This window comes from Legionella nautarum, assembly GCF_001467895.1.
Taxonomy (GTDB): domain Bacteria; phylum Pseudomonadota; class Gammaproteobacteria; order Legionellales; family Legionellaceae; genus Tatlockia; species Tatlockia nautarum.
In genome coordinates this window covers 183,584-208,717 of record NZ_LNYO01000024.1, presented here as the reverse complement: position 1 = coordinate 208,717, position 25,134 = coordinate 183,584, and the positions used below count along the sequence as shown (strand labels likewise).

Sequence of the window (25,134 nt, the reverse complement as noted above, 5' to 3'; positions counted from 1 at the left end):
AATCAATGATTTCACGTCATAAAAAATACCGCTTTGATATCTTGCTCTGAATTAGACAACTTAACCCCAGAAGCGTTATAATTCGCCCACTTTTTTTACAGATAAGAGATTATGAATCATAGAGTGGGCTTTGTCAGCTTGGGGTGTCCTAAAGCGTTAGTTGATTCGGAGCGAATCATTACCCAATTACGAGCGCAAGGGTACGATTTAGTATCAAGCTATCAAGATGCGGGTATTGTTGTAGTCAACACTTGTGGTTTTATTGATGCTGCAGTGACCGAATCATTAGATACGATTAAAGAAGCGATGGCTGAAAATGGTCGTGTTATTGTGACGGGCTGTTTGGGTGCAAAGGCAGATCTTATCCGCGAAGCCTGCCCTGAGGTTTTACATATTAGTGGCGCTCATGCTTACGAAGAAGTGGTGCGAGCCGTCCATCAACATCTACCGCCACCAGCCAATCCCTTTACGCAACTTGTCCCTCCTCAAGGAATTAAATTAACACCCAGACACTATGCCTATTTAAAAATTTCTGAGGGATGTAATCAAAAATGTACTTTCTGCATCATCCCTACCATGCGCGGTAAACTACAAAGTTATCCGCTTGCACAAGTCTTAACTGAGGCGAAACGCTTGAAAGAGGCAGGCGTCCAAGAATTATTAGTTATCTCGCAAGATACCAGCGCTTATGGCGTCGATACACGTTATCAACCCGTTGAATGGCAAGGTAAAACCATCAAAACGCAATTTTATGATCTTTGCCAACAGCTAGGAGAACTTGGCATTTGGGTCCGTTTACATTATGTCTATCCCTATCCTCATGTTGATGAAATCATTCCATTGATGCGTGACGAACTTATCCTTCCTTATCTGGATATCCCCTTACAACATGCTAATTCAAGAGTTTTAAAAGCAATGAAACGTCCTGCAAGCAGCGAAAATACCTTAGCTCGTATTGCGGAGTGGCGGGAAATCTGTCCAGATATTACCCTCCGCTCTACCTTCATTGTTGGTTTTCCGGGTGAAACGGAAGAAGAGTTTGAAGAGCTACTTGATTTTCTGCAAGACGCCCGCTTAGATCGAGTAGGTTGTTTTCAGTATTCTCCTGTTGCAGGGGCTAAAGCCAATGAATTAGCTGATCCAGTTCCTGAAGCAGTAAAGGAAGAACGTTATCATCGCTTTATGCAAATTCAAGCCGAAATTAGTCGTGATAAATTAGCAGCAAAAATTGGCTCCCGACAAACTGTTCTCATTGATGAAATTAATAATGAGCAAATTATTGCACGCAGCAAAAGTGACGCACCAGAAATAGATGGTTTAGTCTTTTTGCCTCCCACTAAAAATATTAAAGTAGGAGAGCGAATTGAAGTTGTCATTACAGATAGTGATGATTATGATTTATATGCCGAGATCGAAAATTAATTGAGCCTTGGCTTAACAAACCCTGTAATTAGGGGATAAGACCTCATGCTGCTACCTAAGGATAAAAATCCCTTCCCCCTTAGTCCCGACCTATCCCCAAAAATAACACCATGACATTGATGAGATTTCCATTAAAATCGCAGCATTGGAAATCTCAAAATGAAAAAACGTTACAGCGACCCTCTATTAACCCGGCTTGTTGAAATTGATAAACTATTCAGGAAAATATTTTTCAAATACGACTTTTTTAAAGCTCTGTTTAATCCGACTGAGACTTGCATGGTGAGGAGGTTTATAGCGGATGGTTTATCCACCAAACCAACGATAGACAATATTGTAACAAATTTCATCAATTAGATTTCTTATAGATTTTATCGAATACAGATAACTCAAAAGAATCATCCTAAAATACAATTCTGGGACAATCGATAGCCGACCATTGTTAGGACAATATAAGCCTTCCGTTATTCTAGTTATAAAAGTTAGCTCAACTACTTTATTAACTTTCTTTAGAAAATGTTCTTCAGGAATTAGCGCCTCTAAGCTGAAATAATTAGCATTGTTTTCTTTAGGATAGAGTCAATAATAGTTTTTTTTGTAAACAAATTTACCATCTTTTACAACAGGCCGGTACGTTATCTATCTCAAAATAATAATTTTCAATCTGACTCTGTTTCTTATTGAGAGTCAGAAAATTTAAAAATTAGGGCAGCATTAATGCGAGCAATAGTAAAATATATTGCTGATAAAAATTGACGCAATCTCAAGCAGCAAAATTAACGCATGTATCACAGCCGCGAATCAGTGATTTGATTCTTGGTAAAATTCATCTTTTTACTATTGATATGCTCGTGAACATGCTGGCATGTACCCATGCATCCATTTTACTTGTTGTTAATGAACAAGTAGCCGCATGAATGGGAGCGATCAAAACCGTGAGGACTTCAAACCCCGAAGCCGGTTTTTGAAGCAGAATTTGACGGTTGTCCAAGAGCTGAGAACCACTTCTCCCTTCTGTTAAAGGGTCTATAATTAAAATATTACTATTGAAAGGTTGTTTATATGCTAAACATAGAGCCGCAAAAAATTAGACATATCCTTACCAAAATATCTAGTTTCAAGGGAAAAATTGATAAATATCCCAAAATAACTAAAGAAAAGGACACACCTTACATTTTATCTGACCCTAAGTATAAAAATATTCTTTCTACTATAAATAACTTGCCATCTGAGCAACAAGCAATTTTAGTTGCATTAATGTATTTAGGTCACGGCGATTTTAAAAAAAATGAATGGGATCAAGCTCTTAATATTGCCGAAGGCCAGCTGACAAAACACATTGGGGAATACTTATTATCGCGACCTAATGTAGTAAATTGTATTGAAAATGGACTCAATATTTTAGGTTTCACAAAAAAAGACTCCGTTGCAAAAACAAAAAGTAGATAATAATGGGTTAAATTACCGATCGAGAGCATCATAAAAATATAAGTTATGCTTTACTTAAATAACATTGATTAATATTATCAACTGCTATGTAGTTTATAAAGCAGATGCCAGATGAATGAAATCGATATCTTAAAATTTTTTTATGACGAAATAAAAGCACGTGGTAAAACTCGCGAGGATGTTTTTCTAAGTATTGATGAAGATGCCACTGAAGTCCTTTCACTCAAATTAGGGCAACCTATTAGTCTAGAACAAGCCCAAAAATTAACTGATATTTGCATCGCTAACGAATGGATTGAACGGACCACGGCCGACCCAAATTACCATTACCTTTCTTTAACTGAAGCGGGACTGCAAGTCGTTTTAGGCAATTTATATTCTTAGAAATTGCTTCGATTCCTAGCCAGATTCTCGACAACCGCGTCTGCCTGTTCTGAGCGCTTCACAATCCGAACTGCACCCGGTCTTAATGATTGAGAGAAAAAGCGATGACTCATCATCTGACTGTTTTGCTTTTTACTGTAATCCTCAAAAAAATCATTCCAGAGTAATTTATACAGATTATTGGAAATTTTAATAGCACAGGATGAAGCGGGGCCCTCACCCGTTTTTTCAAGCCTTACCCCTGGCATTTGAACTCTCCCTCCAAGGTATTTTTTAAACGCTTCAAACCAAGTTTGTACTTCTTTGTTTGTGCCTTTAATTTCTAGTGGCTCCAACATTCTGATTCTATCTTGTACCCTTGATAAAGCGCTTCGTACTGCAAGAGCAAGAGCATAGGCATTATGCCGCTGCACAAAAAGATTAAAAAGACTATAAAGTTCATGCCCTAAAAAAATCTTTTGCCAGCTTTTTAGTGTAAAAGCTGGGCAGCTCCCCTCTTCCTGTATAAAGCCTCTTTGATTGTAGACAACACGCTGATAGCAGAACTGAAGATTAATAGGATCACGAACATAATATTTAACGGGTAAAGAATAGGAGAAACCACTGAGAAGCTTTCTTAACCCAAATAGCCTAGACCATTCATCAGCTTCTTTCTTATTTTGAGGCGAGGTAGTGTCATCCCGTCCCTCTAGACGATAAAATATAATTTCTCGCTCAACTCTAATTAATTCGCGTATAGCCACTTCCATAGCAGCTTGATAATACACAGGCTGAGTAAAGGGATTTACATTTAAAGGAACCAGGTTCCTCTTAGAATCATAGGTAAAGGGAGTTAATTTAGTCACAAAAGTCCCCCAGCCTGTTTTTGTTGCCATATCGATGCCAGGACATTGAGAACCTAGGTTATATTCTACTTTGTAATAATCATAATGATGGGGTATATCATCGGGCCCCGCCGCTTGACCATTTTCGAGAGTCGCCACTTTTATAATACTAAATAAAGCAAAATGACCTCTATGCACACCTCCTCGAATTAAGATCTCGTCAGTCTCAAGATGATGATTTTGCTGATTGGGAAGAAAACATAAGCTAACAAACTTATGCTTTTTATTCAGCACTGCATCAGGATTACCTTCGAGCAGATCCCCAATATTATTCTGAATTAACTCTGGTATCTGCTTGTCAAAAGGCGGAGGTAGTTCATGAAACAAAGGATTCTCATCCTTATTATCTGGTATTTCCAGTCTAGCTTGCGTATAAAGCTGATTTCTAATGTAATCAGAAAATTCAAGCTCGGTAATAAGACTTTGATGATAAACGCCCTGCTCATCACGCGCTACTAAAAATTTTGAGGCGGCTAATAAGGCTTGATAATCTGCTGTTGATAAATTATCACGATTGATCTCTGCAAAAACTCTTAAGGCGAGTGCATAAGCTTCACAAGCCTGACGATTAGTAAGTATAAGATCGCCGGTATTATCATAATCCAATGATAATTTATTAATCCCATTCAAAATAAATCTATTTCGACTAATTTCTTGTAATAATTGTTTTAGAGCTGCTTCTTGTGCTTTTAATTGAGCAAGATCAGTAGTGCAGTGAATTTCTGCGAAAAAGCTTTGATAATAAGATACATATAAATCATCCAAAAAATAGAAAGGCATTTCAACAACATTAGTTTTCGTTAGGGGATCTAACTTTAATTGGGGGTTATATTTTGCGAAATGATTGGTAAATACTATTCTCAGAAACTCATTGCTAAAAGTTAATTGGATATTAGAAGGTTGTTTATATTTGACTGACTTTTTATTATCTAATCCCCGTCTAGATAGATAAATATCTCTAAATTTTTCGAAATTATATGGAGTAATAATTTCAGTATATTCTGAATAAATCTGAGAAATCAAATGATCATAATTTTCCTTAGAAATAACCAAACCAAGAATATTATTAAGCGTAATTAGATAACCATTATTATTGGCAACAAACTCTGGATTTATTGTGCGATAAATGAGTGGAATAAATACTCTGTTTAGTGTTTTAGCTTCTAAAAAATTTACAATTCCATATTGGCTCAAACACCAATCTTTAAAATGCATGTTTACCTCGTTTTACTCTATATTTAGCTTTTCAGAGCTGATATATACTCATGATTTGTTGTCATCCCCTGCGCAGGCAGGGTAACAAGGGGTAAATGTAGGTTCATCTAAACGTACCGCTCAGAGAGCCTCGCTCCTCTGGTTGCTTCGCAATAGGAAGGGAACGCGGGACCATAAATGAAGAGAAAAAGCGATTCGCATTCATCAGATTATCCCGACTTGTGCCTTTAATTTCTAGTGGGTCCAACTCTCTTATTCTACCCTGTACCCTCGATAAAGCGGCTTGTAATGCTCTAGCCTGCTCATTTGCATTATGTTGTTGCATAAAATGATTAAGAAGACTATTGAGACTATGCCCAAGAGTACTCGCTAACCAACTTTTTAGTGTGAAAGCTGGACAACTCCCATCTTCTTGGACAAAACCTCTCTGATTAGAGACAAAACGCTCATGTTGTTTGTGTGAATTAATAGGATCTTGGACATAATACTTAACGGATAATGGGTAAAAATAGCCGCTCAGACGCTGTCTTAACTCAAATAACCTTACCCATTCATCAGCTTCTTTAGTATTTTGAGGCTCTTTCGAGTTGAGAACATCGCGTCCATTTTGGCGATAAAATACAATTTCTCGCTCAACTCTAATTAATTCTCGCAAAGTAATTTCCATAGAAGCTTGATAAAGCTCCGGCTGAGTAAAGGGGCCCACATTGGAAGCAGCTAGGTTCCCTTGAGAATCGTAGGTAAAAGGAGTTAATTTAGTTATAAAAGTTCCCCAGCCTGTTTTGGTTTTTACATCCACACCAGGGCACATAAAACCTAGATTATTCTCTACTTTGTAATACTCATAATGGTGAGGCTTCTCACCCGGCTCAGCCATCTGGCCATTTTCGAGAAGACCCACTTTTATAATTCTAAACAAAGCAAAATGATGTTTTTGTGCTCCACCCCGGATTAAGATCTCATCAGTGCCAGTTTGAGAAGGATTTTGTTGATCAGGAAGAAAACGCCGGCTAATAAATTTAGAATACCTGTTCATGAGTGCCCAAGAATTACCCTCAAGTAGATCTCGAACATTATTCTTGATTAATTCGGGGATACGCTTGTCATAAGGCGGAGGTAGTTCATGAAATAAAGGATTCTCATCCTTAACCCCTGGTATTTGCGTCCTTGCATGCTCATAAAGCTGATCTCTGATGTAACTCGCAAACTCTAGCTCAGCACCAAGACTTTGGCAGATCTTTCCGAATTCATCACGCGCCACTAAAAATGTCGAGGCATTTATTAAGGCTTGATAATTTGCTGTTGATAAATTATCACGATTTGCTTCTGCAAACACCCTTAAAGAGAGCGCATAAGCCTCACAAGCTTGGCGATTGGAAAGTGGATGATCGCCGAAATTATCATAATCCAATGTTAATTTATTAATGCTATCCAAAATTAACTTATTTTGATTAACTTCTTGTAATAATTTTTTTAGCGTTGCCTCTTGTGCTTTTAATTGAGCAAGATCCGTAGTACGACTAATTTCTGCAGCAGGACTTTGATAATACAACTGATATATATCACCCATAAAATAGGGAGGCATTTCGACAACTTGGGCATAGGTTAAAGGATCTAATTTTAATTGCGGATTATATTTTACGAATTGCTTAGTAAATGCTGTTTTTAGAGAGTCATCGCTGAAAGTCACGCGAATATTAGAAGGTTGCTTGTATTTAGTTAACCCTCTACGATTTAGCCCCAGTTTAAATAAAGAAATATCGCTAAATTTTTCGAAATCATTTGGATCATTAACACCAGGATAGGTCTGCTGAAATTCTAAATAGATACGGAAAATCAACAGATCATAATTTTCTTTAGGAATAACTAAACCAAGGTGATTATTATGAGTAGTTAGATAGCCATTGTGCTCAGCAACAAATTGCGCATCAATACTGGAATAGATAAGCGGAATAAACACTCTATTTAGTGTTTTAGCTTCTAAAAAATTTACAATACCATATTGACTCAAACACCAATCTTTAAAATGCATTATTGCCTCATTCTCTACATTTAAATGCCTATACCGCATGCTAAATGGCATTTACTCTCTGAGATTAGAATGGGCGCTTATTATACATAGTGATTTTATTTTTTCAATTGCCTGGCGGATTTGGGTCTTGACTGGATTAATGCAGCAGCAACAATTTACGATACTTAGCCTATCTAATTGACAATAAATAAACATTTTAGTTAAATACAAAAATACAAAATACGAGATTCAAAATGATGTTCTCCTTTTTCGAAAGCAGTTCACCTATAGGCTTACAAACTCATCGTATTACCAATCAATTATTGCAAATAAAAAGTCAATTATTAGAAAAAGAAAGTAGCGCCAAGAGTTATTATGCGAAAGCAAGCCGTGATATCGATTATGTAGTCGATTACTATACTTATAAACTCATCTCCTCCAATAATATTGCTTTCAAAAAAACCTTGGTTGAAGAATACGAAACGCTCGTTCAGCATCTTGAGCGGCTGGTAAACAATACCAGTTCGGATAAATTTGATCAGCCTTTTAGTTCAGAACTATTAAAACTGAATTACCGCAAACATGGAATCTCAACCTTAATCTGGGGATGTATCTTATTTGTGGTTTCAGCACTTTCGCTTTTGCTGAGTACAGCTACTTCTATCGTCAATCCCTTCGTTGGCGTCCCTTTACTGCTAGCTATCATTTTCACGGGGTTAAAACTACTCGATAAGGCAATGCAATGGTGGGAACATAGAAAATATATTAACGAGCAAAACGTTGCACTTAGAGGCGAAGTTAATTCTTTGATTTTAAACCTTAAAAATGCTTTTTCTATTGAACATGATGAACATTACGAACCAGAAACTTTGGTCTATCATCCAATAGGTTCGACAGATCCCCAGACTCCCTGCTCTTACACCTTAGCCTCAGTATCCATGTAATTAGTTTTCCCTTTTAATCAAATTTCATTGATGCTTCTGTTTGATTTTCCCATTGACTTTGAGTTGAATAAGATTCGTTTTTATCATGCGACGATAATTGGCTTTTTCCTTTTTTTAATTCTTTCAGTAGTTGCCGTCGAAAAGAAGGATAATCCACCTCTAAGGCATGCCTAACATTTGCTTTAAATCGTGAGCGAGATTTCTTAATTTCTTTTTTGATTTTATTAGCTAAGTTGGGTGGGCGCTCTAAATCACCTGCAATGATCTTAGCAGCAATTTTAGCCTGAAAATCAGCAAGGGGCCAAATACAACCCTGCGGCTGAAACAAACCAATAAAATAGAGATTTTTAAAATCAGCATGCATCATCTTGCGATACAGAGGTACATTAACGAGCGAGCTGAAATCAATGAGTTTTTTATCAAAAAATGGAAAGCTTATTTGATATCCTGTGGCTAAGATAATAACATCAAACTCATCTTGACGACCATCCACAAAATGCACGGTGTTACCTTCTAAGCGATCAATACCTCTACGCGGTAAAATTTTACCGTGCCTTATAAAATAAAGGAGTTCGGAATTAATCGTTGGATGAATTTCCTGAGGTCTACATTTGGGTTTTTCCAGATGATATTTGGGATATCGGCCTTGAATTATTCGGATGATTGCTGCTGCCAATAGCTGCTTCGGCCAGTAAGGCATCCAATTGACTAATGCAAACATAATATCGGTAGGTTTCCCAAAAATAAATTTTGGAAAAATATGTTGGCCGCGACGCATACTGACACAAGTTTTCGGCGAGAGGCGTGAAGTTTCTACAGCAATATCACAGGCTGAATTCCCCCCCCCCACTACAAGTACTCTTTTATCCTTAAAGGGTGTCGCTTTTTTGTATTGATGAGAGTGAATTATTTGACCTTTAAATTCCCCACTAAATTTGGGGATTATTGGGTCCCAATGATGGCCATTGGCAACTAAAACATAGTTAAAAATTTCTTCGTGCCGACCTGTTTCATTTTCATAAATCACTTGCCATTCATCGTCGGATAGGGGGACGACTTGTTCAACATGAGTATTAAATTGAATATACTCATTCACTCCAAAATGCTGTGCATAATCTTCAAAATAGCTGAGTATTTTTGCGTGAGACGGATAATCAGGATACTCAAAAGGCATCGGATAATCTTCGTACTGTGATAGGCGTTTAGAGCTAATAATATGCGTTGTTTCATAAACACTGGAATGTTCATTATTTTCATCAAAAACCCAATTACCACCTAAACGATGATTTTTTTCAAATACCTTAAAGTTGGTTAATCCTTGTTGTAATAAATTTTTTGCTGTAGTGATGCCGCAGGGACCAGCACCAATAACACAAATTTTTGGCGAATAATTAGGGGATTTTTTCATAATAAATACACTTTTACCTGAACCTAAACAGATTTTCTTAGAAAATTTTATTGCTTTTATCAACGCTCGCTTTTCAATTAAGATACTGTTTCTCTGAATTACTTATAGCAGCCAATGAGCGATTAACCATTAAATCCTGAACTTCTTCGTTTTTATCAATAGTGAAATGATTTACAGCGACTCTTTTAAAGCGGTCTACATTAATATTTTCAATGGTTGTCCGACGCGGATCGACAGCCTTTACTCGCAAACCACTAAACATTGGCACAAAAGATGGTTTGTAGATATTAAGCACATGCCTGACATTAGAAGGCACTTCGAGAGGCGAAACTGCATCAATAGTAATTAATAGCTCCACAGGAATATTCACTTTAGCAAGGTTTTTAGCGACTTTTATCTGTTCATTAGCCCCTAATGAATGCCCTGCTAAAATAATTGGCCCAGGTAATTCTTTGGTACCATAGTTCTTGACAATATATTTAGTTAATTGATCAACTTTATACCAAACAGTGCTTTCTGCCCTAATTCTATATTTTCTTTCTAGGGTACTTTGCAACTGGTTCATACCCGTACTAAAGACCCCCCCTAAGCCGCCTCTCATGACGAAAACTCGTGCATGACTTTTAAATAAGTAATTTTTATCTTTAGAAAGACTTTGGGTCGCGGCTAGGTCAATGCATCCGCTGAGATGCATGCTGGAGAGCAACAAGAACAAATAAAAAATTGGCTTGCAGAATTTATTAGAGCAGCGAGATCGCATGTTTCACTTGTTTCCTTTTTTATTATTCGGCTGATTTTACATAAAATCTGTAAGGGATAAAACCCAATTAATTAGATCTAATCCAAGTTTATTGAGAACATCTACTAGATTCTGCGAATGGGAAGTACGACTGGAAGAATTTTCGCTCTTTTGTTGTTCTTGCTGCGCTTTGGTTGCCTGTCATCCTCTGCTTTCGTAGGGATTGACAGACAACATTGCAAAAAAACCACTTATCTTCCGCCACTTCCACCCGCACCACCACCGCCGTGGCCGCCACCACTTCCACCGGCACCACCATAGCCTTTACCCTTGTGGATTGAGGTATCATCTGCATTTTTTTGGCATGCGCTTAATAGACCGACGGTACCAACCGCAACTAATAGAGCAAGAATTGTGGCTATCCCTGTTTTCATTAAAAGACTCCTTTTTTTCAATACGTACTTTCAAGACTATCATAAGATTTTGAGGGATATCCAGTTATAAATCGCATAAATAAACTTATAAATCATAGATCTATTTAAGGGATGGGAAATTTAGTTCTATATTTAAATCGCGGTAAATTTTTTTTGAGCAATTGCCATCTAAACTTAAACCCAGTTTGACAGATAAATAATCGTCTACTAGCTTAATAATTACCAGCTAAATTTCATCTAAATTCAAACGATTAGTTGCTTAATTCTAATACAAGGAGGTTATTATGTATTTAAGCAAACTCGGTTTTTTTAGGGAAAAAACAAGTATTGAACAACAGCAACTGATTAAATATTTAAATTTTTTCACCAACAACCTAAAAAATAACAGTCTAAAACTCCAAATTTGCTATTGGCAACAAGAGCTTAGTCTTCTTAATTTATTAAATATATCGCGGCAAAAAGCAAAAAGACAACAATTTTCAGGAAAATTAAAATCCATTGTGCGCAAACGTAGAGCAAAAAAATATTTCCTTTTAAAGAAAACTCGAGTACAATCATTACATCTTAAACAGCAAAAGCTAAAAATTACGCCGCAATTTCCAGCATTTCCAGAACTTATGATCAATAAGAGCCCTTCAAATAAATTAAAAGGTAATGCTAGTATAAAATTGCATTAAAATTTGTCCTTAATTGTTACTGGTTTTTTCAATGTGGTATTACAAACTTCTTTGTGCCTTGCTTTTTAAAGTTGAAAAAAAGGAACGCTTGGCAGCCAACTCTTTTTTAATCACTATTCTTTCAGAAGTTGACGATATTTTTGAAGCCTCGCGAACAGAACCAGTGCCTCCACAAGTATACTTGGCACTGGTTGATAAAATGTATAAAAAATTTAAGGAAGTTGCAGATGGGTCTGTAACGCTTATAGAATTTGCTCGCGAGTTATTTACTTTAGCCCTCATTTTATCTAAAGCCGCCGATGACGAGCATATCTATCTTGATAATTTTGAAAACATTATCAAAGACCGAAATAAATTAGGTGCCCTTGGAATTTTCACAATTGAGCCTATGGCTATGCTTAATAGTTTAGAAAAAGAACAACTAATGAAAATGAATTACAATGTTTCCCCTGATTTGGATCATATATTAAGAATTTTGCATCAGCAAAAAGATTTAAATATACATTTGGGACTCATTAATTATTATGAACCACTAGCCTCTATAAGCGATCTATTTGATGATTTTATAAACAAGGTTAATGTGCAATATCAGATAAAATCAAAAGCAGCTATCCCAGCAGCCTGCCCAACCGAAAATAGAAAACGAAAAGCCTTCGCTTTGGAGAATAAACCTAAACAGGAAAGAGAAGAACCGAAAGAGCAGCTACGCAAAGAAGTTTGCTTACTCAAAAAACCGCGGCTCTCGATTGTTGGGGTAAATTCTCAATCAACACCCATCCAATATGAGCAAGAACCACACAAGCATTATTTATCCAAAGCAGAATTTATCCAACTTTCCCCCTTTGGTTTTTTTGCGTCACAGTTTCATGGCCAGAATCAAATATCTCAAGTCTCTTTTGAGTGCTTAACGAGAAAATGTTAGGAGTTAACTCGCTCTAGTTCTTTTAATGCTCCCTGAGATTGATGGAGATTCTCCATTGGAGTTCGGCCAAAGCGCATAGCCGTCGGTTAAGAGGATTTATCTGCCCCGTTCGAGCTGAGTCTTTCGAGATCCCTCAGGACAGGCTTCGAGACGCACGCCATGCGTGCCCCTCAGGCTGAACGGAATAAAATGAATGCAAATTCCTTAAGGGTTCCCAAAATATCTCTTAGCGTCACCTACCGATAAGAATAAAGATTGCGGCAAGCAAGGCAACTATTCCGGTCAGAACTGATGGGATAGGAACCCCAGGAACAAGTGCAGAAATTGCAATTAAGATTAAAAAAATAGCTAGAAGAATAAATCCAATGTTATTAGTCAAGCGCATAGTAATAATCCTTAAAATAACTCATTAAGAGAGCATCCCAGAAGCAAGGTAACCTAAATGTTTAGCCCAAGCTTACCAAGCTTACCAAGCTTACCGATTTCACCGATTTCACCGATTTCACCGATTTCACCGATTTCACCGATTTCACCGATTTCACCGATTTCACCGATTTCAGCTTATCCTGTTTTAAATGGCGGTGTAAAGGGTTAGTTAAAGAGTATCAAAGCCTTGATAATCTTCCCAAGGCAAATCGGTACGCGTAGACTCAGTTACGTTTGCTAATGCCGGTCCTTGTTTTAGCCAATCATAAAAAAGCTGTAGCTGCCCTTCATCGCCGCAAGCAAAAACCTCCACCCTTCCATCAGCTAAATTTCGTGCCCATCCATTGACTCCAAGATGATTTGCTTGCTCCTTTGCCGAAGCTCTAAACCAAACACCCTGAACTTTTCCTGAAACATAACAGCGCATACATAGTTGCTTAACCATAAATTTCCAATTTATTGGTGAACTAATTAAGTCTATCTCTAAGATTTATTAAAAGCACGGGTTGTTTAGCGAATCTATCCTAAAGTATACTTTTTTTGATATCGCTAAAAAGGAATAAGCATGAATAACCGAAACAAGTACAAGAGTTTTGTGTTTATTTTAGGTTTAGTTCTAGGCTCTGCTTGCGTCGCTTGGGAAGGAGGCGGACGGGTAACCAATAAGAATGGCTATCCTATGGGTGACTCTTTTGGAAATTCTGAAGAAATGTATAGTGGCGCCAGTTGCCGTCCTGATGTAACCGTCGTAGGAAGCGCGAAAATTTATGTTAGGAGTTGTCAGGATAGTAATGTATGCCCAGGATGGTTCCGACGATACATCATCAATCCAATTCACGGCGCATTGCGTACCACTTTTGATTAATGTTGCCTCGCTTAACTCCATCACTACGTCCCGCGACTTGTTCGCGGGATCCAGAAATCTCAATAAGAAGAAAGATCATGGGTACCACAGACAAGCCACGGCACCTAGGCTACGAAAGTATCTGCAACTACTCTGGACCTAGGGAGGGGGTACATCTAGTCAAAAAATTCTTAATGCAGCGCCATTAGGCCTTGGTCCAATCTATTCCCTGCAACTTGAAGGACGATATTGTTTTTTTAGCGTCCCAGTATTACAAGTCCAAGTTAATTCACCACTTGTCTGTAAAGTTGGAACAAGTAGGAAGGTCCCATCTCCAGCAAGTTTGGTAAAGCTGATAGTAATAACACCTTGAGGTCCAATGACAATGGATTGAACATTTTCGGTGGGTGCGGGACTTTTATAACCTGTCGCTTCTTGCGAAGAAGGCAAAGCATGGTTATCGATTGTGAATTCAGTGACAGCAAGTTTCGCCGTTTGAGCTAACTGTAACCCCTCTGCCACCCGAGCTCTTACGGTATAATCTTGATAAGCCGGAATGGCAATTGAAATAAAAATACCTAAGATCGCGACAACGATCATTAATTCGATTAGAGTTAATCCTTTCTGTTTCATACTCATCTCCCGAGGCTCAAGAGACGGAAGTATGCCATAAAATTCAGTCTAGACCTAAGGAAACTTGTAAAGGCTGAACTACACTTAAGCTATTAAGGAGCAGATTATGGCAATTATTACCGGTTTATCTGGCAACGAAATCTTTTGCTTAGCTGAAAAAGGCTACGAACCTGGCAATATTATTGTTGGTAATAGCGTCCATTCGCTTGGCATCATTGGTAATGTCGGTTCAGGATTAAAATCCTTACTGGGTGGAGAATTAAAACAAATTACGCAGCTCATTGCTGACGGTAGGGAAACGGCCTATCAGCGTATGCTGCAAGAAGCAAACTCACTCAATGCAACAGGAATTACTGGTGTTGATAGCCAACTCATTTTTCATGGTGGAAACGTTGAGTTTTTAGCCCTCGGCTCAGCCATACATGCTGGCCGATCTACGCCTTTAAATAAATTTTCAACCTCTGCTGATGGACAGGAATTGTACGCCCAATTGGATGCAGGTTATCGACCTATTTGTTTTGCCTTTGGCAATGTCGCTTATGCCATGGGCGTAGGTCGCGGGATTCTTGGTGGTTTGAAAACGTTAAAACGAGGTGAAATCAAAGAATACTCTAGTATTTTTAATCAAACTCGCCATTTAGCATTAAGCCGCATCGTCGCCCATGCAAGCTCCCATAATGCAAATGCTGTATTAGGAATTCGCACCACTATTCTCCCCTTTAGCGGGGTCAATGAAATGTTAATGATTGGTACTGCTTCTCACAATCCTCAACTTTCTGCTGATAATGTGAATGGTCCTTATACAGGGATTGTTAGTAGCGATATGACCAATATTGAGATGTGGAATATGGCGAGTTTGGGTTACTCACCCTTACGCTTATTGTTAGGCACTTCCGTCTATTCTTTAGGTTTTGTTGGTGGCGTTACTTCGGTAATAAAATCCTTTGTCCGTGGTGAAATTAATGAATTAACAAAGCTAATTTATGATGCTCGCGAAAATGCTTTAGCCATCATTAATGATGAAGCAAAAGCAATTGGTGCTGACGATGTCGTTGGCGTCAAAACTTATATTTACCAATTAGGGAACGGTTTGATTGAGTTTTTAGCGATTGGTACTGCAGTTAAAAAAACAACTGCTATAAAAACGGCCTCATCCCAACTACCTCCACAAGCCATTATTGTTGATCGCGATACGTTTTATGACTCTATTATTCCTAATAACGTTAATGTCGATGTTAATAAAGGTGAAAAACCGATTAGTCAAGGCTTCGTATCTTGGGTGGTCATTATTTTCATCTTTTTTATTTTTTATCAGGTACTTAAACGTATTTTCTTTTAATACAAGCTGGATCATGTTCCAACGAATTCTTTAACTTTGTTTAGCTTTTTAGTCTAAAAATTAACCGTTCTGGCTCTGAGGTATCCCCACAAAATGAGTATCTAAGGAATTTGTATTCATTTTATGCCGTTCAACCTGAGGAGCACGCATGGCGTCTGTCTCGAAGCTTGTCTTGAGGCTCTCAAAGGCCTGTCCTGAGGTTCTCGAAGGTGAGGGGCCTTTTGCGACACTTCGCGACAGCGCTGCGCGCTGCCTCAGTGCGAACGGGATAAACAAAACAATCAATGAATTAAATAGGCTATTTAATTTCGTGGGGATAACTCAGCTCGGGCTGAGGAAGCCGGAGGCTGTCTCGAAACCTCTCCCGCTCCTTCTCTCTCCGTGCAATATCCCCTTTGCCCAAAAAATATCGCCTAATCAATTTTTAGTAAATGAATTCCCATCCTTAGCTCCCTCTTCTTCAGTACTATGAGACACTCCTGAATTCCAACGATATCGATTCGTAGTAATTATTTGACTTCTGGGAACGATTCCACTTCCGCCACCCACCCTATTCTTTTCTTCTTCTACATTTATCTTTGGGCGATTGATTGCTATACCGGCACGCCTTATCTGTGATCCTGATTCACGAACAGTAACCGCGTAAATCTGTGATTCACGAGTAGGAACAGCGGAAAAAGGTTCGTCTTCATGATCGCTATCAGCACGCGGGGTATAGCCACTTTCATCCCCAGTAGTTTCAGTACGCGGTGTATAGCCGCTTTCATCCCCAGTAGTTAAAGATTCCGTATCCGTTGATGTAACTCTCATTAAATGACTGCCAAAAACAGGATGGTCGAAAGATAATTTTTCAAGATGCTCTTCCTTTTCAGTATTAGACGTTTCTTCTGTTATTTCGTCAAAGAGTTCTTTTTCCATGCCATAGGTAAGTTCTTCTTCTTTTTCTTTCTCAGAAAATTCTTCTTTTATACTATAAGTAGATTCAGTGGTTTCTCTATCAGAAAACTCCTCTTTCGTACTAAAAGAAGGCTCTTCTTTTTCCGTTTGGGGTCGCAGTAAAGCATCTATTTCTTCATTAGGGCCAAAATCATGTCTAACTTCTTGTGGTCTAAGTAATTCTAATATCTTTAAAAAATTTTTTAACCCTTTTCGAGTATAGCCAAATTCATCAGGGCGACTATTATTACTTAAGTCTAATTTTTTAAGTTGTTTAGGATGTTTATCCTTAGCTGATTTTTTAGCTTGCTTAGTCTGTTTTTTTCCTTTCGACTTTTTAGCTTGCTTAGTCTGTTTTTTTTCTTCTAATTTACGTTGTCTAATCTCTTTTGTTTTTTCTGAGCTAAGTTGTTTAACCTGTTTATCAAGTTCTCGAGCCAAACACTCCAAAGCTCCATCGGTAAGATTAGCCCCTTGTAAGGTGACTTTTTGCAGCTTTTTCTTACGTATTAGCAGGTAAGCTATATCAGCCATATCTGTCTCAAACAGAACCTGGCCTAGAAGCTCTAATTCTTGCAAATGCTCCAACTCCTTTAACGATGCAAAAAATCGAGTTTTGCTTTCTTGCGTTTCAGCATTACCAATGATTTCCATAGTTTTTAGTTCTTCAAAAGCAGGAGTGGATAAGGAGTCAGCAAATTCTACTCCATTTAACAAGCGTGAATTTAAGTTGAATAATTCCAAGCTAGTGACTGTGGGTAAACTCGAGAGTAATTTAGGTAGGTTATCTGCAACAATCGCTTCTTGTAGAGATTTTCCACCGCAATAATTACAGTGTAAAGAAACATTACAATTTCCTACATTCGATTTAGCATCATAGGTGTAGGAAAATTCATTAATAGAATCAAGCTTGGTATTAATCTCCAGCGATAAATTCTGACTTTTTGCGAACTTGGCGATTTCAATTAAATAATCGAATATAATCCGAGAGTTTATTAAGGCTGATTTTTCAATTGCATCACTATCCTCTATTTCTTTAAAAGACTTTGCCTGTTTTACGATTAATTTTTCTTCCTCATCAGTAAAAGAAACGACTAAGGAGGCATTATCAAATAAGGGAACAACGAATTCCTTAGCCTTTTCCTTTTCACCAATTAAAGCGAGGAGGGAAGCACTATCAAATGAGGAAATAACTAATTCTTTAGAGCTTTCTTTTTTACCCCTTAAACCACTCGAGTCATCCCTGCTTATCTCTAGATGAAAAGGATTTCTCTCTAGATCTTTAATATCAAGTAGTAGGGAAGAATTTCTATGCTCTAAACTATCGATTAATGGATCCAAAGGTAGGGTCTTCAAATCATAGGAATGTTTGGTGTCTATTACTGTAAATTTTATCGAATGATTTTGTTTCGGCATATTTGCTATTTTAGCAAGTAATAGCTGCATTGAACTATTAATGTCAGTGGAAACAACAGAACAGTCGATAAATTCAATTGCTTCATAAGCTTCGTATTTTCCCAACTCCAAAAGTAATCGACTTAATGGAAACGCCTCAAATGTGCATTGTCTAAAAATTAACTTGGATCGCGGCGATTTTTTTAAAGCCTTTATCCATAACGCTCTGTCTTTAAACACTAAATTCTCTTCACGAAGTTCAATACTTGTATTTTCCTTATGAAGTTTTGGCATAACTTTCTTCCTTGATCCATATAAGATCAGAAAGGTTAACAAATACACTGAAATATGACAAGAGGGCAATCAAAAGGTATACTTTAAAAACCTTAGACTAATAAATGGCTTTCCATGTCTCGGCAAGAACGTATTAATCAACTGCTTACGCAAAAGTTCTCTCCCCAATTTTTAGACGTTGTCAATGAGTCAAATCGGCACCAGGTCCCTGAGGGAGCTGAAACCCATTTCAAAGTTTCGGTCGTTACTGAAAAATTCGATGGCCTAACAAAAATTGCGCGTCATCGCCTTGTCAATAATTTATTAGCAGAAGAATTGAAAACGGGGATGCACGCCCTGACTATGCATTTATACACACCTGAAGAATGGCAAAAAAGCGGTGGAACCCTCCCCACTTCGCCAGCTTGCCGCGATGGATACCGTCATGGATAAACGATCTCCGATTTATTGGCAAAATCTTTGCAATGTATCAAGAAAATCACGTGGTTTTCATCTGATTACTCCTGAGATACAACAAAGTTTAGTTACTATGCCAACTATCCAAACTGGCTTAGCCAACCTCTTTTTACAGCACACTTCTGCTTCACTCGCCATTAGCGAAAACACTTGCAGCGATGTACCCCTCGATTTGGAAGCCTATTTTAATGGCGCCATTCCAGACGATGAGAGACTGTATCACCATATTTTAGAAGGCGAAGATGATATGCCGGCTCATATTAAAAATGTCATTCTTGGAGCTAGCCTGACAATCCCGATAAGCAACGGACGGTTGGCGCTTGGACAATGGCAAGGAATTTATTTGTGCGAACATCGAAATCATGCTCCTGAGCGTCATATTGTCATTACTGTGCATGGGATTTAAGCGAGCTTTCAACATAATCCACAATCTTATTCTTAATGGAAAAAAAATGCTTTTCATGGATTCAATCATTCCCTTATAATGCATATCTTTTTGCCAAAATGGCGCTTTGGAACTGTCAACTATGAAAGCCTGGTCTTCTGAAAAAATTTCAGTTTTTGCATTAGTATTATTAATTACTGGGGCTATCGACAGTATACGTAATTTACCTGCTACTGCGCTGTTTGGTTCTTCACTCATTTTTTTCTTTATTTTTTCGGCTATTATTTTCCTGATCCCTGTCGCATTAGTTTCAGCTGAATTATCTTCGACCTGGTCTGAGGAGGAAGGCGGCGTTTATAGCTGGGTAAAGCACGCTTTTGGTGAATCTGCGGCCTTTTTTACGATCTGGCTTCAATGGATCAATACCATGGTTTGGTACCCTACCATCCTTTCTTTCATCGCAGGGACCCTAGCTTATCTCATTAATCCAGAATTAGCACAAAATAAATATTATTTGATCAGCGTCATTCTAATCGTTTTTTGGTCACTGACTTTCTTAGGACTTGCGGGCTTACGCGCCTCTGCAGCCTTTGCTAGTTTTTGTGCGGTAGTTGGTATGATTTTACCGATGGCCTTTATTATTTTACTTGCCGCTATTTGGCTTATTAAAGGAAATCCTATTGCGATTGATCTCCATTTCAATCATTTAATACCCCATTGGGGTGATACTCAATCTTGGGTATCACTGACAGCAATAATGACTTCCTTTTTGGGTATGGAATTAGCTGCTGTGCACGTGCGAAATGTGCGCAATCCCCAGCATAATTTCCCTCGTGCTATGTTGATGTCAGTTATCCTCATTTTGACTACTATGATTTTTGGCTCTCTCGCTATTGCTTTCGTTCTTCCGCAGGAAAAAATTAGTCTGGTGGATGGCGTCATGCGTGCTTTTACCAATTTCTTTCACGCTTATCACCTCACAGCATTGATGCCAGTGATTGTTATTTTGCTGTTGCTTGGTAGCTTAGGAAGCATGGTGAATTGGATTATTTCTCCCGCAAAGGGCCTATTATTAGCTGCGGACAATGGTTTCTTACCCCATTGGCTTTACCGCTTAAACCATCGTGGCATTGCTTCACGCATCTTAATTCTGCAAGCAATATTAGTGACTTTGTTATGTAGCGGATTCTTACTTTTTCCAAGTATTAATGCGATTTATTGGTTATTTACCGCGCTGAGTACTGAATTATATATTTTAATGTATGTACTGATGTTCATTGCCGCCTGGCGTTTAAAAACCAAATTTGCCAATTTACCTCGTCCTTTTGTTATTCCAGGCGGCCACTTTGGTTATTACTTAACTTGCGCACTCGGCTTAGCAGGCTGCGCTATTACTTTATTTATTGGTTTTATTCCTCCCGAAAGCAGTATGGATATAGGAGGTGCTACTCATTTTCGTCTTGTTTTTGGTAGTGGCATTTTAATTATGATCCTTCCTGCGTTTTTGTTGTATTTACGTAAAAAAAAGCAAGATGCTAGGGCCTTAAAAAAATAGCCCGATATTGGCATTTCGTTTTATTATTGCACATGCTATTCTGGCTATCTGCCCTTTTAGTAACAAAGGATCAGCCCGGCTATGACTGAAGATGCACTAAAAAAAATACGTAATAAAATCGATAAAATCGATAAGCGGCTATTTAACCTTTTGAGCAAGCGTGCAGAGCTTGCAGCAGAAGTTGCCAAAATCAAAAAATTACAACATAGCCCCATTTATTATCGACCTGAACGAGAAGCGCAAATTCTACGTTCGATTGTTGCCAATAATACTAGCCTCTTACCTGATGGCGAAATCGCCCGTATTTTTCGTGACATCATGAGTGCTTGCCTTGCTTTGCAAGAGCCTTTATCAATTGCTTATTTAGGTCCAGAAGGCACTTTTTCGGAACAAGCAGTGATTAAGCATTTTGGTGAAAGCGTAAATCTCATACCTGAGCCCTCCATTACTGAAGTATTTAAACTGGTCGAAAATGGTAATGTTCATTATGGTGTCGTACCTATTGAAAATAGTACTGAAGGGGTGGTGAATATTACCCTCGATAATCTAATCAGTTCCGACGTACAAATTTGTGGCGAAATTTCCTTACGTATCCGCCATCATTTTGCGCGCATCGATCCCGACAAGCCTTTAATAACGATTTATGCACAACAACAGACCTTATCGCAATGTCGGCATTGGTTAGCGGTTCATTATCCAAAAGCTACTTTGCAAGAAGTCGCATCAAATGGTTTTGCCGCACAGCTTGCAGCAAACGATCCCAATTCTGCTGCTATTTGCGGGGATAATGCTGCGGAAATACATAAATTACAAATTTTGCATCAGCATATTGAAGATTATCCTAATAATACAACTCGCTTTATTATTTTAGGAAAACAACTTCCTGCTCCTAGTGGTAGTGATAAAACATCAATCATTATTTCCACACCTCATGAACCGGGTACTTTATTGAATTTACTGTCTCCCTTTGAAAAATACAAAATCAATATGACTTCAATTGCGTCTCGCCCTTATCGCCATCGCAATTGGACCTACCTCTTTTTTATTGATTTTGAAGGCCATCAATCCGAGCCGCCTATTCAACTTGCCTTGAATGAAATCACTTCTATGTCGGTTATGATGACTTTACTGGGCTCCTATCCGCAAGCCATGGGATAGGCTCCACTTTCTTTACGCAGTTGATACATATCTTTAAGATTTTCTTAAGCTTCGAATGATACCTTTGTCGCACCTAAAACTCGAATAATCATTTTATGAGGTGTGCTTCATGGGTAAAGAGAATGAAAAAATTTTGCTGAGCTTACAAACAATAGAAAACCAAATTGCAAAATTAGAAAGTCTTGTTGATTTACCAGAAAAATTGAGTACTTCTCTTAAACAAAAGATTGATGATTTAAGATCTGGTGAGGAGAAAGAACAGGATATTAGGTTCGACCTGGCGGCATTTGAAGCAGATATAGCAGACCAATGCGAATCATTTATGAAGTTCATAGCCAATAAAGAAGGGCTCGATTGGAGACCTTCCTTGTACAGTCAAAGCAGCAGTCCTAGTAAACACCAACCTCTCGAGCGCTTGACGATACAGATACACCATTTCAAAAAAGTTGTTGAGGAAACTAACAAAACCCTTTTAGCTGATCTCCACAAACTCAGAATTAGGTGGGAAACTAAAGTTGATAAAAGAAGAGAAGAAAAACTGGGTAAAATCGCGCAATATAAGGAAGAAATTTCTCAAAATCCATCCAAACTCTGTGTAACCAGAGAATTAATTGCACCTCTGTATAAAGGCTCTGGCCTTAAAGCGCCTACTATTTTAGAGACTAATGAGAACTCTTTATCCGCAGAAGAAAGAGATAAGATTGCACTTAGCGAGGTTATCAAGAAGCAGCAAAATAAATTTAATAACCTTGCCGCCTTACAAGAAAGGTTTTATATAGAAACCAAGGAACTTATTGAGCTGGCTCAGTATGATCCACAGCTCAAGAACGGGTTAAATGAACTTAGAAAACTTAATCAGTCAGCCTCACAATTGATTAAAAAAACAATTCCGCTTCTTAACCATTTTCTAGCTGAGATGGAGATTCAGGCTCAACTTAATGAAGCCATCTTGCAGATGACAAACCTAAACCAAACGCAAGAGCGATTACGAATAAAGATTTTGGAAAGACAGGCAATGCTGCAATCGAATGCTGGCAACCCAGAGGAATTAAAAAAGGAATTAGATTTAGCCAAAAACAAGCTAAAAATAGCACTTGAATGCTTTCTACTAACCTTCTCTACCATTAACTTAGGTGACAAAAAAGACCGAGACACCCTCTTTTTTACCAAACAACTTACAGAGTTTATAGAAGAAATTATCACTGATTTACAGGCAAAAGATCTGTCTTTAAACACTCAAGAAATTCAGGGTTTCCGAATTCAATTACTTCAACATCTAGGCGAAAAAGCGCATTGGTATAGCGTTAATGCCCCTGAAATACAGCCCGTTGATAAAGCTAACATTGATGAATTTTTAACTGAATTATTTAAACCAGTGCCTGCAACAGTTATTGCACCAACTCGAACAGATATCACAGCTAACCTCGCTTTCATCAAGGATGCAAAAAAGTTGTTCGATGACTTTATAAATACTAATCCTGCTGAAGGCTCTGAGACATTAAATAAAAAACAGCTCATCATGCTTCGCAGTCTAGCTGACAAGCTAACTTCTTTTCAAATTAAGCAAATAAAAAACTATCATATTTTAAAAGATATTCAGGTCGCGCAAGAAGAAAAAATCAACGACTTATTTGATCATTTAACTGGCAAGATTTTTTATAATAAGAATCTCTTACAACTTAAATTAATGCTATTTTCTAATGAATATGGCTCCTCTTCAGAAGTTAGAGAAGCCTATGGAATTATTGCTCAGCTGATCGGATTAGAAACTTCTTTAAAAGCAGAGTTTTCAAAATTCCAACAAGAAAAAGAGAAATTAAAACAGCTTGATTCACCACTAGATCGCTTGTCGCAACTTACCGATTTACAACAAGCTATTCTTAATCAATTTTCACAAATAGATAGAGAATTCATGGGATCTAATGGCCTTGAGCAAGTGACATCAAGACAAATCTCAACTTTAGAGCGGACCTACAACTTAGACAAATATAGCTTACTCCGTACGCTTGAAGCCGAAATTAAAGAGACTCAAGCCATCTTAGCTCTTTGCTATCAACCTAAACAAGTCACCGAAATTCTCAATATTTACAGTAGTAAACTTCAAGAATTATGGCAGAGCAACGAACAACAGACAGAGCTCCACCTTGTTCGACATACGGTTGAAAAATTGCTAACTGGTTTAAAGGGTCATAAGCAAGAAGCATGGCAGTTATTAAACCGTATCTACGAAATAAAATTGTCTAATTTAGTGGGCCGCCGTCCTCCTCTTGGCACTCGATTAAGTGAAATTAATCCGTTTATAATTGAACTCAATCAATATAATCAGGAAGTCGTTAAAGCGATTGATGAAGTTATAACGAGACATCAACTCACCAATAGCATCGAAGCCTCCCAAATGAAAGCTCACCTTCGTTTTTTAGACGATGAGATTCGCATTGCCAATGAGCTCATCAATGCTCGGGCTCAAGTGTTTGACAATGCGATGATCATAGAGACTCGACTAAAATCACCCGCTTATCAAAAATCGCTTTATGTGATTGAAACAATGGAAAAAGAGTATAAGCGTATACTTGATAAATACATTGATAGAACAATTGAAACCAATCCCGATGAAGAGGATGAAAATACAGAAGACGACCAAGAACTAAAAGAAAAGCTTAAAGAATTAAAAGCAATCCCCGGGACAGCGGCAAACTATGCAAGACTCGTTGAGTATAAAGATTATTTAAATAAGGTCGACCTGCGGTTATTTAAATTATTAGAAATGCAATTAAAGTTTGATGAAATTAATAAACTGTATATCAACAGCGAATTACTCGGAATGCTCACAGAAGAAGAACAACAAGAAGTTACGGGTAGGGTCATCATTAATCCCCAAGCAACTCATGGGCGTTTGCTTGATTATGCTGATAAAAAATATGCATTGCTACAAATCGACATGGCTAACCAAACTATCCATCATACTAAAATGGAAAGTTTATCTGAGGGTGTGATTCCAGAATTTATTCAATGGATTCGTGTTTATATTTTAAAACCATTGCAAACGTTCAAACATCAAGCCTTAGACTATTTAAAAGGGGAACCCAAAGAAAAAGCTCGCTTTTTCCCGACACCTAAAACACCTTGGGCTAGTCAAACTGAGACACTATTGCGAGAAATGGGTAATGAAGTTCTTCCGGTCTTTGCAGCGGCGGCTGCGGCGACGGCTGCTTGATACCTGGTTG

Annotated in this window: 23 protein-coding genes and 1 pseudogene; 15 read left to right on the top strand and 9 right to left on the bottom strand. The window is 38.0% G+C overall.

Annotated features, from left to right (window positions below; all coding sequences use genetic code 11):
• The first annotated feature begins 111 nt into the window (after nt 1-111).
• A complete protein-coding gene (gene rimO / locus Lnau_RS12735) occupies nt 112-1,422 on the top strand; it encodes a 30S ribosomal protein S12 methylthiotransferase RimO (protein WP_058505527.1) in 1,311 nt (436 codons plus the stop codon).
• 306 nt (nt 1,423-1,728) lie between these two features.
• Here the strand turns inward: rimO and Lnau_RS17035 are convergent.
• Nucleotides 1,729-1,956: pseudogene (locus Lnau_RS17035) on the bottom strand (transposase); the annotation flags it as partial.
• A gap of 218 nt (nt 1,957-2,174) precedes the next feature.
• On the opposite strand from Lnau_RS17035, the gene Lnau_RS16215 reads away from it, so the two are divergent.
• The 3 genes from Lnau_RS16215 to Lnau_RS12720 all read left to right on the top strand — a co-directional run bounded on the left by Lnau_RS16215 (nt 2,175) and on the right by Lnau_RS12720 (nt 3,255).
• Nucleotides 2,175-2,339: an XRE family transcriptional regulator gene (locus Lnau_RS16215; protein WP_202972583.1), complete on the top strand. Its 165-nt coding sequence runs from the start codon at nt 2,175-2,177 to the stop codon at nt 2,337-2,339.
• 145 nt (nt 2,340-2,484) lie between these two features.
• Nucleotides 2,485-2,871, top strand: coding sequence for a DUF3775 domain-containing protein (locus Lnau_RS12725; RefSeq protein ID WP_058505525.1), 387 nt, complete (start codon nt 2,485-2,487; stop codon nt 2,869-2,871).
• Between the two features lie 111 nt (nt 2,872-2,982).
• Nucleotides 2,983-3,255 carry a hypothetical protein gene (locus Lnau_RS12720; RefSeq protein ID WP_058505524.1) on the top strand — a complete coding sequence of 91 codons (273 nt, stop codon included), beginning with the start codon at nt 2,983-2,985 and terminating at the stop codon, nt 3,253-3,255.
• Here the strand turns inward: Lnau_RS12720 and Lnau_RS12715 are convergent.
• Nucleotides 3,252-5,354, bottom strand: coding sequence for a hypothetical protein (locus Lnau_RS12715; RefSeq protein WP_058505523.1), 2,103 nt, complete (start codon nt 5,352-5,354; stop codon nt 3,252-3,254). The two genes, Lnau_RS12720 and Lnau_RS12715, sit on opposite strands and share 4 nt — an antisense overlap.
• Nucleotides 5,355-5,457: 103 nt before the next feature.
• Nucleotides 5,458-7,386 (bottom strand): hypothetical protein, encoded by a 1,929-nt coding sequence (locus Lnau_RS12710; protein ID WP_058505522.1) that lies wholly within the window; start codon nt 7,384-7,386, stop codon nt 5,458-5,460.
• A 233-nt stretch (nt 7,387-7,619) separates the two neighbouring features.
• On the opposite strand from Lnau_RS12710, the gene Lnau_RS12705 reads away from it, so the two are divergent.
• Nucleotides 7,620-8,309, top strand: a complete 690-nt coding sequence (locus tag Lnau_RS12705; RefSeq protein WP_058505521.1) for a hypothetical protein — start codon at nt 7,620-7,622, stop codon at nt 8,307-8,309.
• A 13-nt stretch (nt 8,310-8,322) separates the two neighbouring features.
• Here Lnau_RS12705 and Lnau_RS12700 read toward each other — a convergent pair whose 3' ends face one another.
• The 3 genes from Lnau_RS12700 to Lnau_RS12690 form a co-directional block, all read right to left on the bottom strand.
• A complete protein-coding gene (locus Lnau_RS12700; RefSeq protein WP_065240305.1) occupies nt 8,323-9,717 on the bottom strand; it encodes a flavin-containing monooxygenase in 1,395 nt (464 codons plus the stop codon).
• 73 nt (nt 9,718-9,790) lie between these two features.
• Nucleotides 9,791-10,477, bottom strand: a complete 687-nt coding sequence (locus Lnau_RS12695) for a hypothetical protein (protein ID WP_065240304.1) — start codon at nt 10,475-10,477, stop codon at nt 9,791-9,793.
• A gap of 230 nt (nt 10,478-10,707) precedes the next feature.
• Nucleotides 10,708-10,890, bottom strand: a complete 183-nt coding sequence (locus Lnau_RS12690) for a hypothetical protein (RefSeq protein ID WP_058505519.1) — start codon at nt 10,888-10,890, stop codon at nt 10,708-10,710.
• A 284-nt stretch (nt 10,891-11,174) separates the two neighbouring features.
• Between Lnau_RS12690 and Lnau_RS12685 the strand changes: the two genes are divergently transcribed.
• The 3 genes from Lnau_RS12685 (at nt 11,175) to Lnau_RS16475 (ending at nt 13,084) form a co-directional block, all read left to right on the top strand.
• On the top strand, nt 11,175-11,567 hold the full coding sequence (locus tag Lnau_RS12685) for a hypothetical protein (RefSeq protein ID WP_058505518.1): 393 nt from the start codon (nt 11,175-11,177) through the stop codon (nt 11,565-11,567).
• A 31-nt stretch (nt 11,568-11,598) separates the two neighbouring features.
• On the top strand, nt 11,599-12,489 hold the full coding sequence (locus tag Lnau_RS12680; RefSeq protein ID WP_058505517.1) for a hypothetical protein: 891 nt from the start codon (nt 11,599-11,601) through the stop codon (nt 12,487-12,489).
• 442 nt (nt 12,490-12,931) lie between these two features.
• The gene (locus Lnau_RS16475; protein ID WP_157070659.1) at nt 12,932-13,084 is read left to right on the top strand and encodes a hypothetical protein; all 153 of its coding nucleotides are present in this window, start codon (nt 12,932-12,934) and stop codon (nt 13,082-13,084) included.
• On the opposite strand, the gene Lnau_RS12675 is transcribed toward Lnau_RS16475, so the two are convergent.
• Complete coding sequence (locus tag Lnau_RS12675; protein ID WP_058505516.1) at nt 13,085-13,360, bottom strand: acylphosphatase; 276 nt, start codon at nt 13,358-13,360, stop codon at nt 13,085-13,087.
• A 120-nt stretch (nt 13,361-13,480) separates the two neighbouring features.
• On the opposite strand from Lnau_RS12675, the gene Lnau_RS12670 reads away from it, so the two are divergent.
• Nucleotides 13,481-13,780 carry a hypothetical protein gene (locus tag Lnau_RS12670; protein ID WP_058505515.1) on the top strand — a complete coding sequence of 100 codons (300 nt, stop codon included), beginning with the start codon at nt 13,481-13,483 and terminating at the stop codon, nt 13,778-13,780.
• 201 nt (nt 13,781-13,981) lie between these two features.
• Here Lnau_RS12670 and Lnau_RS12665 read toward each other — a convergent pair whose 3' ends face one another.
• Nucleotides 13,982-14,392, bottom strand: coding sequence for a pilin (locus tag Lnau_RS12665; protein WP_058505514.1), 411 nt, complete (start codon nt 14,390-14,392; stop codon nt 13,982-13,984).
• Between the two features lie 106 nt (nt 14,393-14,498).
• Between Lnau_RS12665 and Lnau_RS12660 the strand changes: the two genes are divergently transcribed.
• On the top strand, nt 14,499-15,731 hold the full coding sequence (locus tag Lnau_RS12660; RefSeq protein WP_058505513.1) for a heavy metal-binding domain-containing protein: 1,233 nt from the start codon (nt 14,499-14,501) through the stop codon (nt 15,729-15,731).
• A 417-nt stretch (nt 15,732-16,148) separates the two neighbouring features.
• Here Lnau_RS12660 and Lnau_RS12655 read toward each other — a convergent pair whose 3' ends face one another.
• Complete coding sequence (locus Lnau_RS12655; protein WP_058505512.1) at nt 16,149-18,356, bottom strand: hypothetical protein; 2,208 nt, start codon at nt 18,354-18,356, stop codon at nt 16,149-16,151.
• A gap of 114 nt (nt 18,357-18,470) precedes the next feature.
• Between Lnau_RS12655 and Lnau_RS12650 the strand changes: the two genes are divergently transcribed.
• The 5 genes from Lnau_RS12650 (at nt 18,471) to Lnau_RS12630 (ending at nt 25,124) form a co-directional block, all read left to right on the top strand.
• On the top strand, nt 18,471-18,788 hold the full coding sequence (locus Lnau_RS12650) for a BolA family protein (protein ID WP_058505511.1): 318 nt from the start codon (nt 18,471-18,473) through the stop codon (nt 18,786-18,788).
• The gene (locus Lnau_RS12645) at nt 18,781-19,218 is read left to right on the top strand and encodes a secondary thiamine-phosphate synthase enzyme YjbQ (protein WP_193786819.1); all 438 of its coding nucleotides are present in this window, start codon (nt 18,781-18,783) and stop codon (nt 19,216-19,218) included. Before Lnau_RS12650 ends, Lnau_RS12645 begins: the two co-directional genes overlap by 8 nt.
• Before the next feature lie 121 nt (nt 19,219-19,339).
• On the top strand, nt 19,340-20,752 hold the full coding sequence (locus Lnau_RS12640; protein ID WP_058505510.1) for an amino acid permease: 1,413 nt from the start codon (nt 19,340-19,342) through the stop codon (nt 20,750-20,752).
• An 81-nt stretch (nt 20,753-20,833) separates the two neighbouring features.
• Entirely contained in the window at nt 20,834-21,910 is a 1,077-nt protein-coding gene (gene pheA, locus Lnau_RS12635; RefSeq protein ID WP_058505509.1) for a prephenate dehydratase, read from the top strand.
• Between the two features lie 109 nt (nt 21,911-22,019).
• Entirely contained in the window at nt 22,020-25,124 is a 3,105-nt protein-coding gene (locus Lnau_RS12630) for a hypothetical protein (protein ID WP_058505508.1), read from the top strand.
• Nucleotides 25,125-25,134: the final 10 nt, after the last annotated feature.

Excerpts from the sequence above, each read along its gene's own strand:
- rimO (WP_058505527.1), top strand. The coding sequence starts at position 112 with ATGAATCATAGAGTGGGCTTTGTCAGCTTGGGGTGTCCTAAAGCGTTA.
- Lnau_RS12725 (WP_058505525.1), top strand. The coding sequence starts at position 2,485 with ATGCTAAACATAGAGCCGCAAAAAATTAGACATATCCTTACCAAAATA.
- Lnau_RS12720 (WP_058505524.1), top strand. The coding sequence starts at position 2,983 with ATGAATGAAATCGATATCTTAAAATTTTTTTATGACGAAATAAAAGCA.
- Lnau_RS12715 (WP_058505523.1), bottom strand. The coding sequence starts at position 5,354 with ATGCATTTTAAAGATTGGTGTTTGAGCCAATATGGAATTGTAAATTTT.
- Lnau_RS12710 (WP_058505522.1), bottom strand. The coding sequence starts at position 7,386 with ATGCATTTTAAAGATTGGTGTTTGAGTCAATATGGTATTGTAAATTTT.
- Lnau_RS12705 (WP_058505521.1), top strand. The coding sequence starts at position 7,620 with ATGATGTTCTCCTTTTTCGAAAGCAGTTCACCTATAGGCTTACAAACT.
- Lnau_RS12700 (WP_065240305.1), bottom strand. The coding sequence starts at position 9,717 with ATGAAAAAATCCCCTAATTATTCGCCAAAAATTTGTGTTATTGGTGCT.
- Lnau_RS12695 (WP_065240304.1), bottom strand. The coding sequence starts at position 10,477 with ATGCGATCTCGCTGCTCTAATAAATTCTGCAAGCCAATTTTTTATTTG.
- Lnau_RS12690 (WP_058505519.1), bottom strand. The coding sequence starts at position 10,890 with ATGAAAACAGGGATAGCCACAATTCTTGCTCTATTAGTTGCGGTTGGT.
- Lnau_RS12685 (WP_058505518.1), top strand. The coding sequence starts at position 11,175 with ATGTATTTAAGCAAACTCGGTTTTTTTAGGGAAAAAACAAGTATTGAA.
- Lnau_RS12680 (WP_058505517.1), top strand. The coding sequence starts at position 11,599 with ATGTGGTATTACAAACTTCTTTGTGCCTTGCTTTTTAAAGTTGAAAAA.
- Lnau_RS16475 (WP_157070659.1), top strand. The coding sequence starts at position 12,932 with ATGTTTAGCCCAAGCTTACCAAGCTTACCAAGCTTACCGATTTCACCG.
- Lnau_RS12675 (WP_058505516.1), bottom strand. The coding sequence starts at position 13,360 with ATGGTTAAGCAACTATGTATGCGCTGTTATGTTTCAGGAAAAGTTCAG.
- Lnau_RS12670 (WP_058505515.1), top strand. The coding sequence starts at position 13,481 with ATGAATAACCGAAACAAGTACAAGAGTTTTGTGTTTATTTTAGGTTTA.
- Lnau_RS12665 (WP_058505514.1), bottom strand. The coding sequence starts at position 14,392 with ATGAAACAGAAAGGATTAACTCTAATCGAATTAATGATCGTTGTCGCG.
- Lnau_RS12660 (WP_058505513.1), top strand. The coding sequence starts at position 14,499 with ATGGCAATTATTACCGGTTTATCTGGCAACGAAATCTTTTGCTTAGCT.
- Lnau_RS12655 (WP_058505512.1), bottom strand. The coding sequence starts at position 18,356 with ATGCCAAAACTTCATAAGGAAAATACAAGTATTGAACTTCGTGAAGAG.
- Lnau_RS12650 (WP_058505511.1), top strand. The coding sequence starts at position 18,471 with ATGTCTCGGCAAGAACGTATTAATCAACTGCTTACGCAAAAGTTCTCT.
- Lnau_RS12645 (WP_193786819.1), top strand. The coding sequence starts at position 18,781 with ATGGATAAACGATCTCCGATTTATTGGCAAAATCTTTGCAATGTATCA.
- Lnau_RS12640 (WP_058505510.1), top strand. The coding sequence starts at position 19,340 with ATGAAAGCCTGGTCTTCTGAAAAAATTTCAGTTTTTGCATTAGTATTA.
- pheA (WP_058505509.1), top strand. The coding sequence starts at position 20,834 with ATGACTGAAGATGCACTAAAAAAAATACGTAATAAAATCGATAAAATC.
- Lnau_RS12630 (WP_058505508.1), top strand. The coding sequence starts at position 22,020 with ATGGGTAAAGAGAATGAAAAAATTTTGCTGAGCTTACAAACAATAGAA.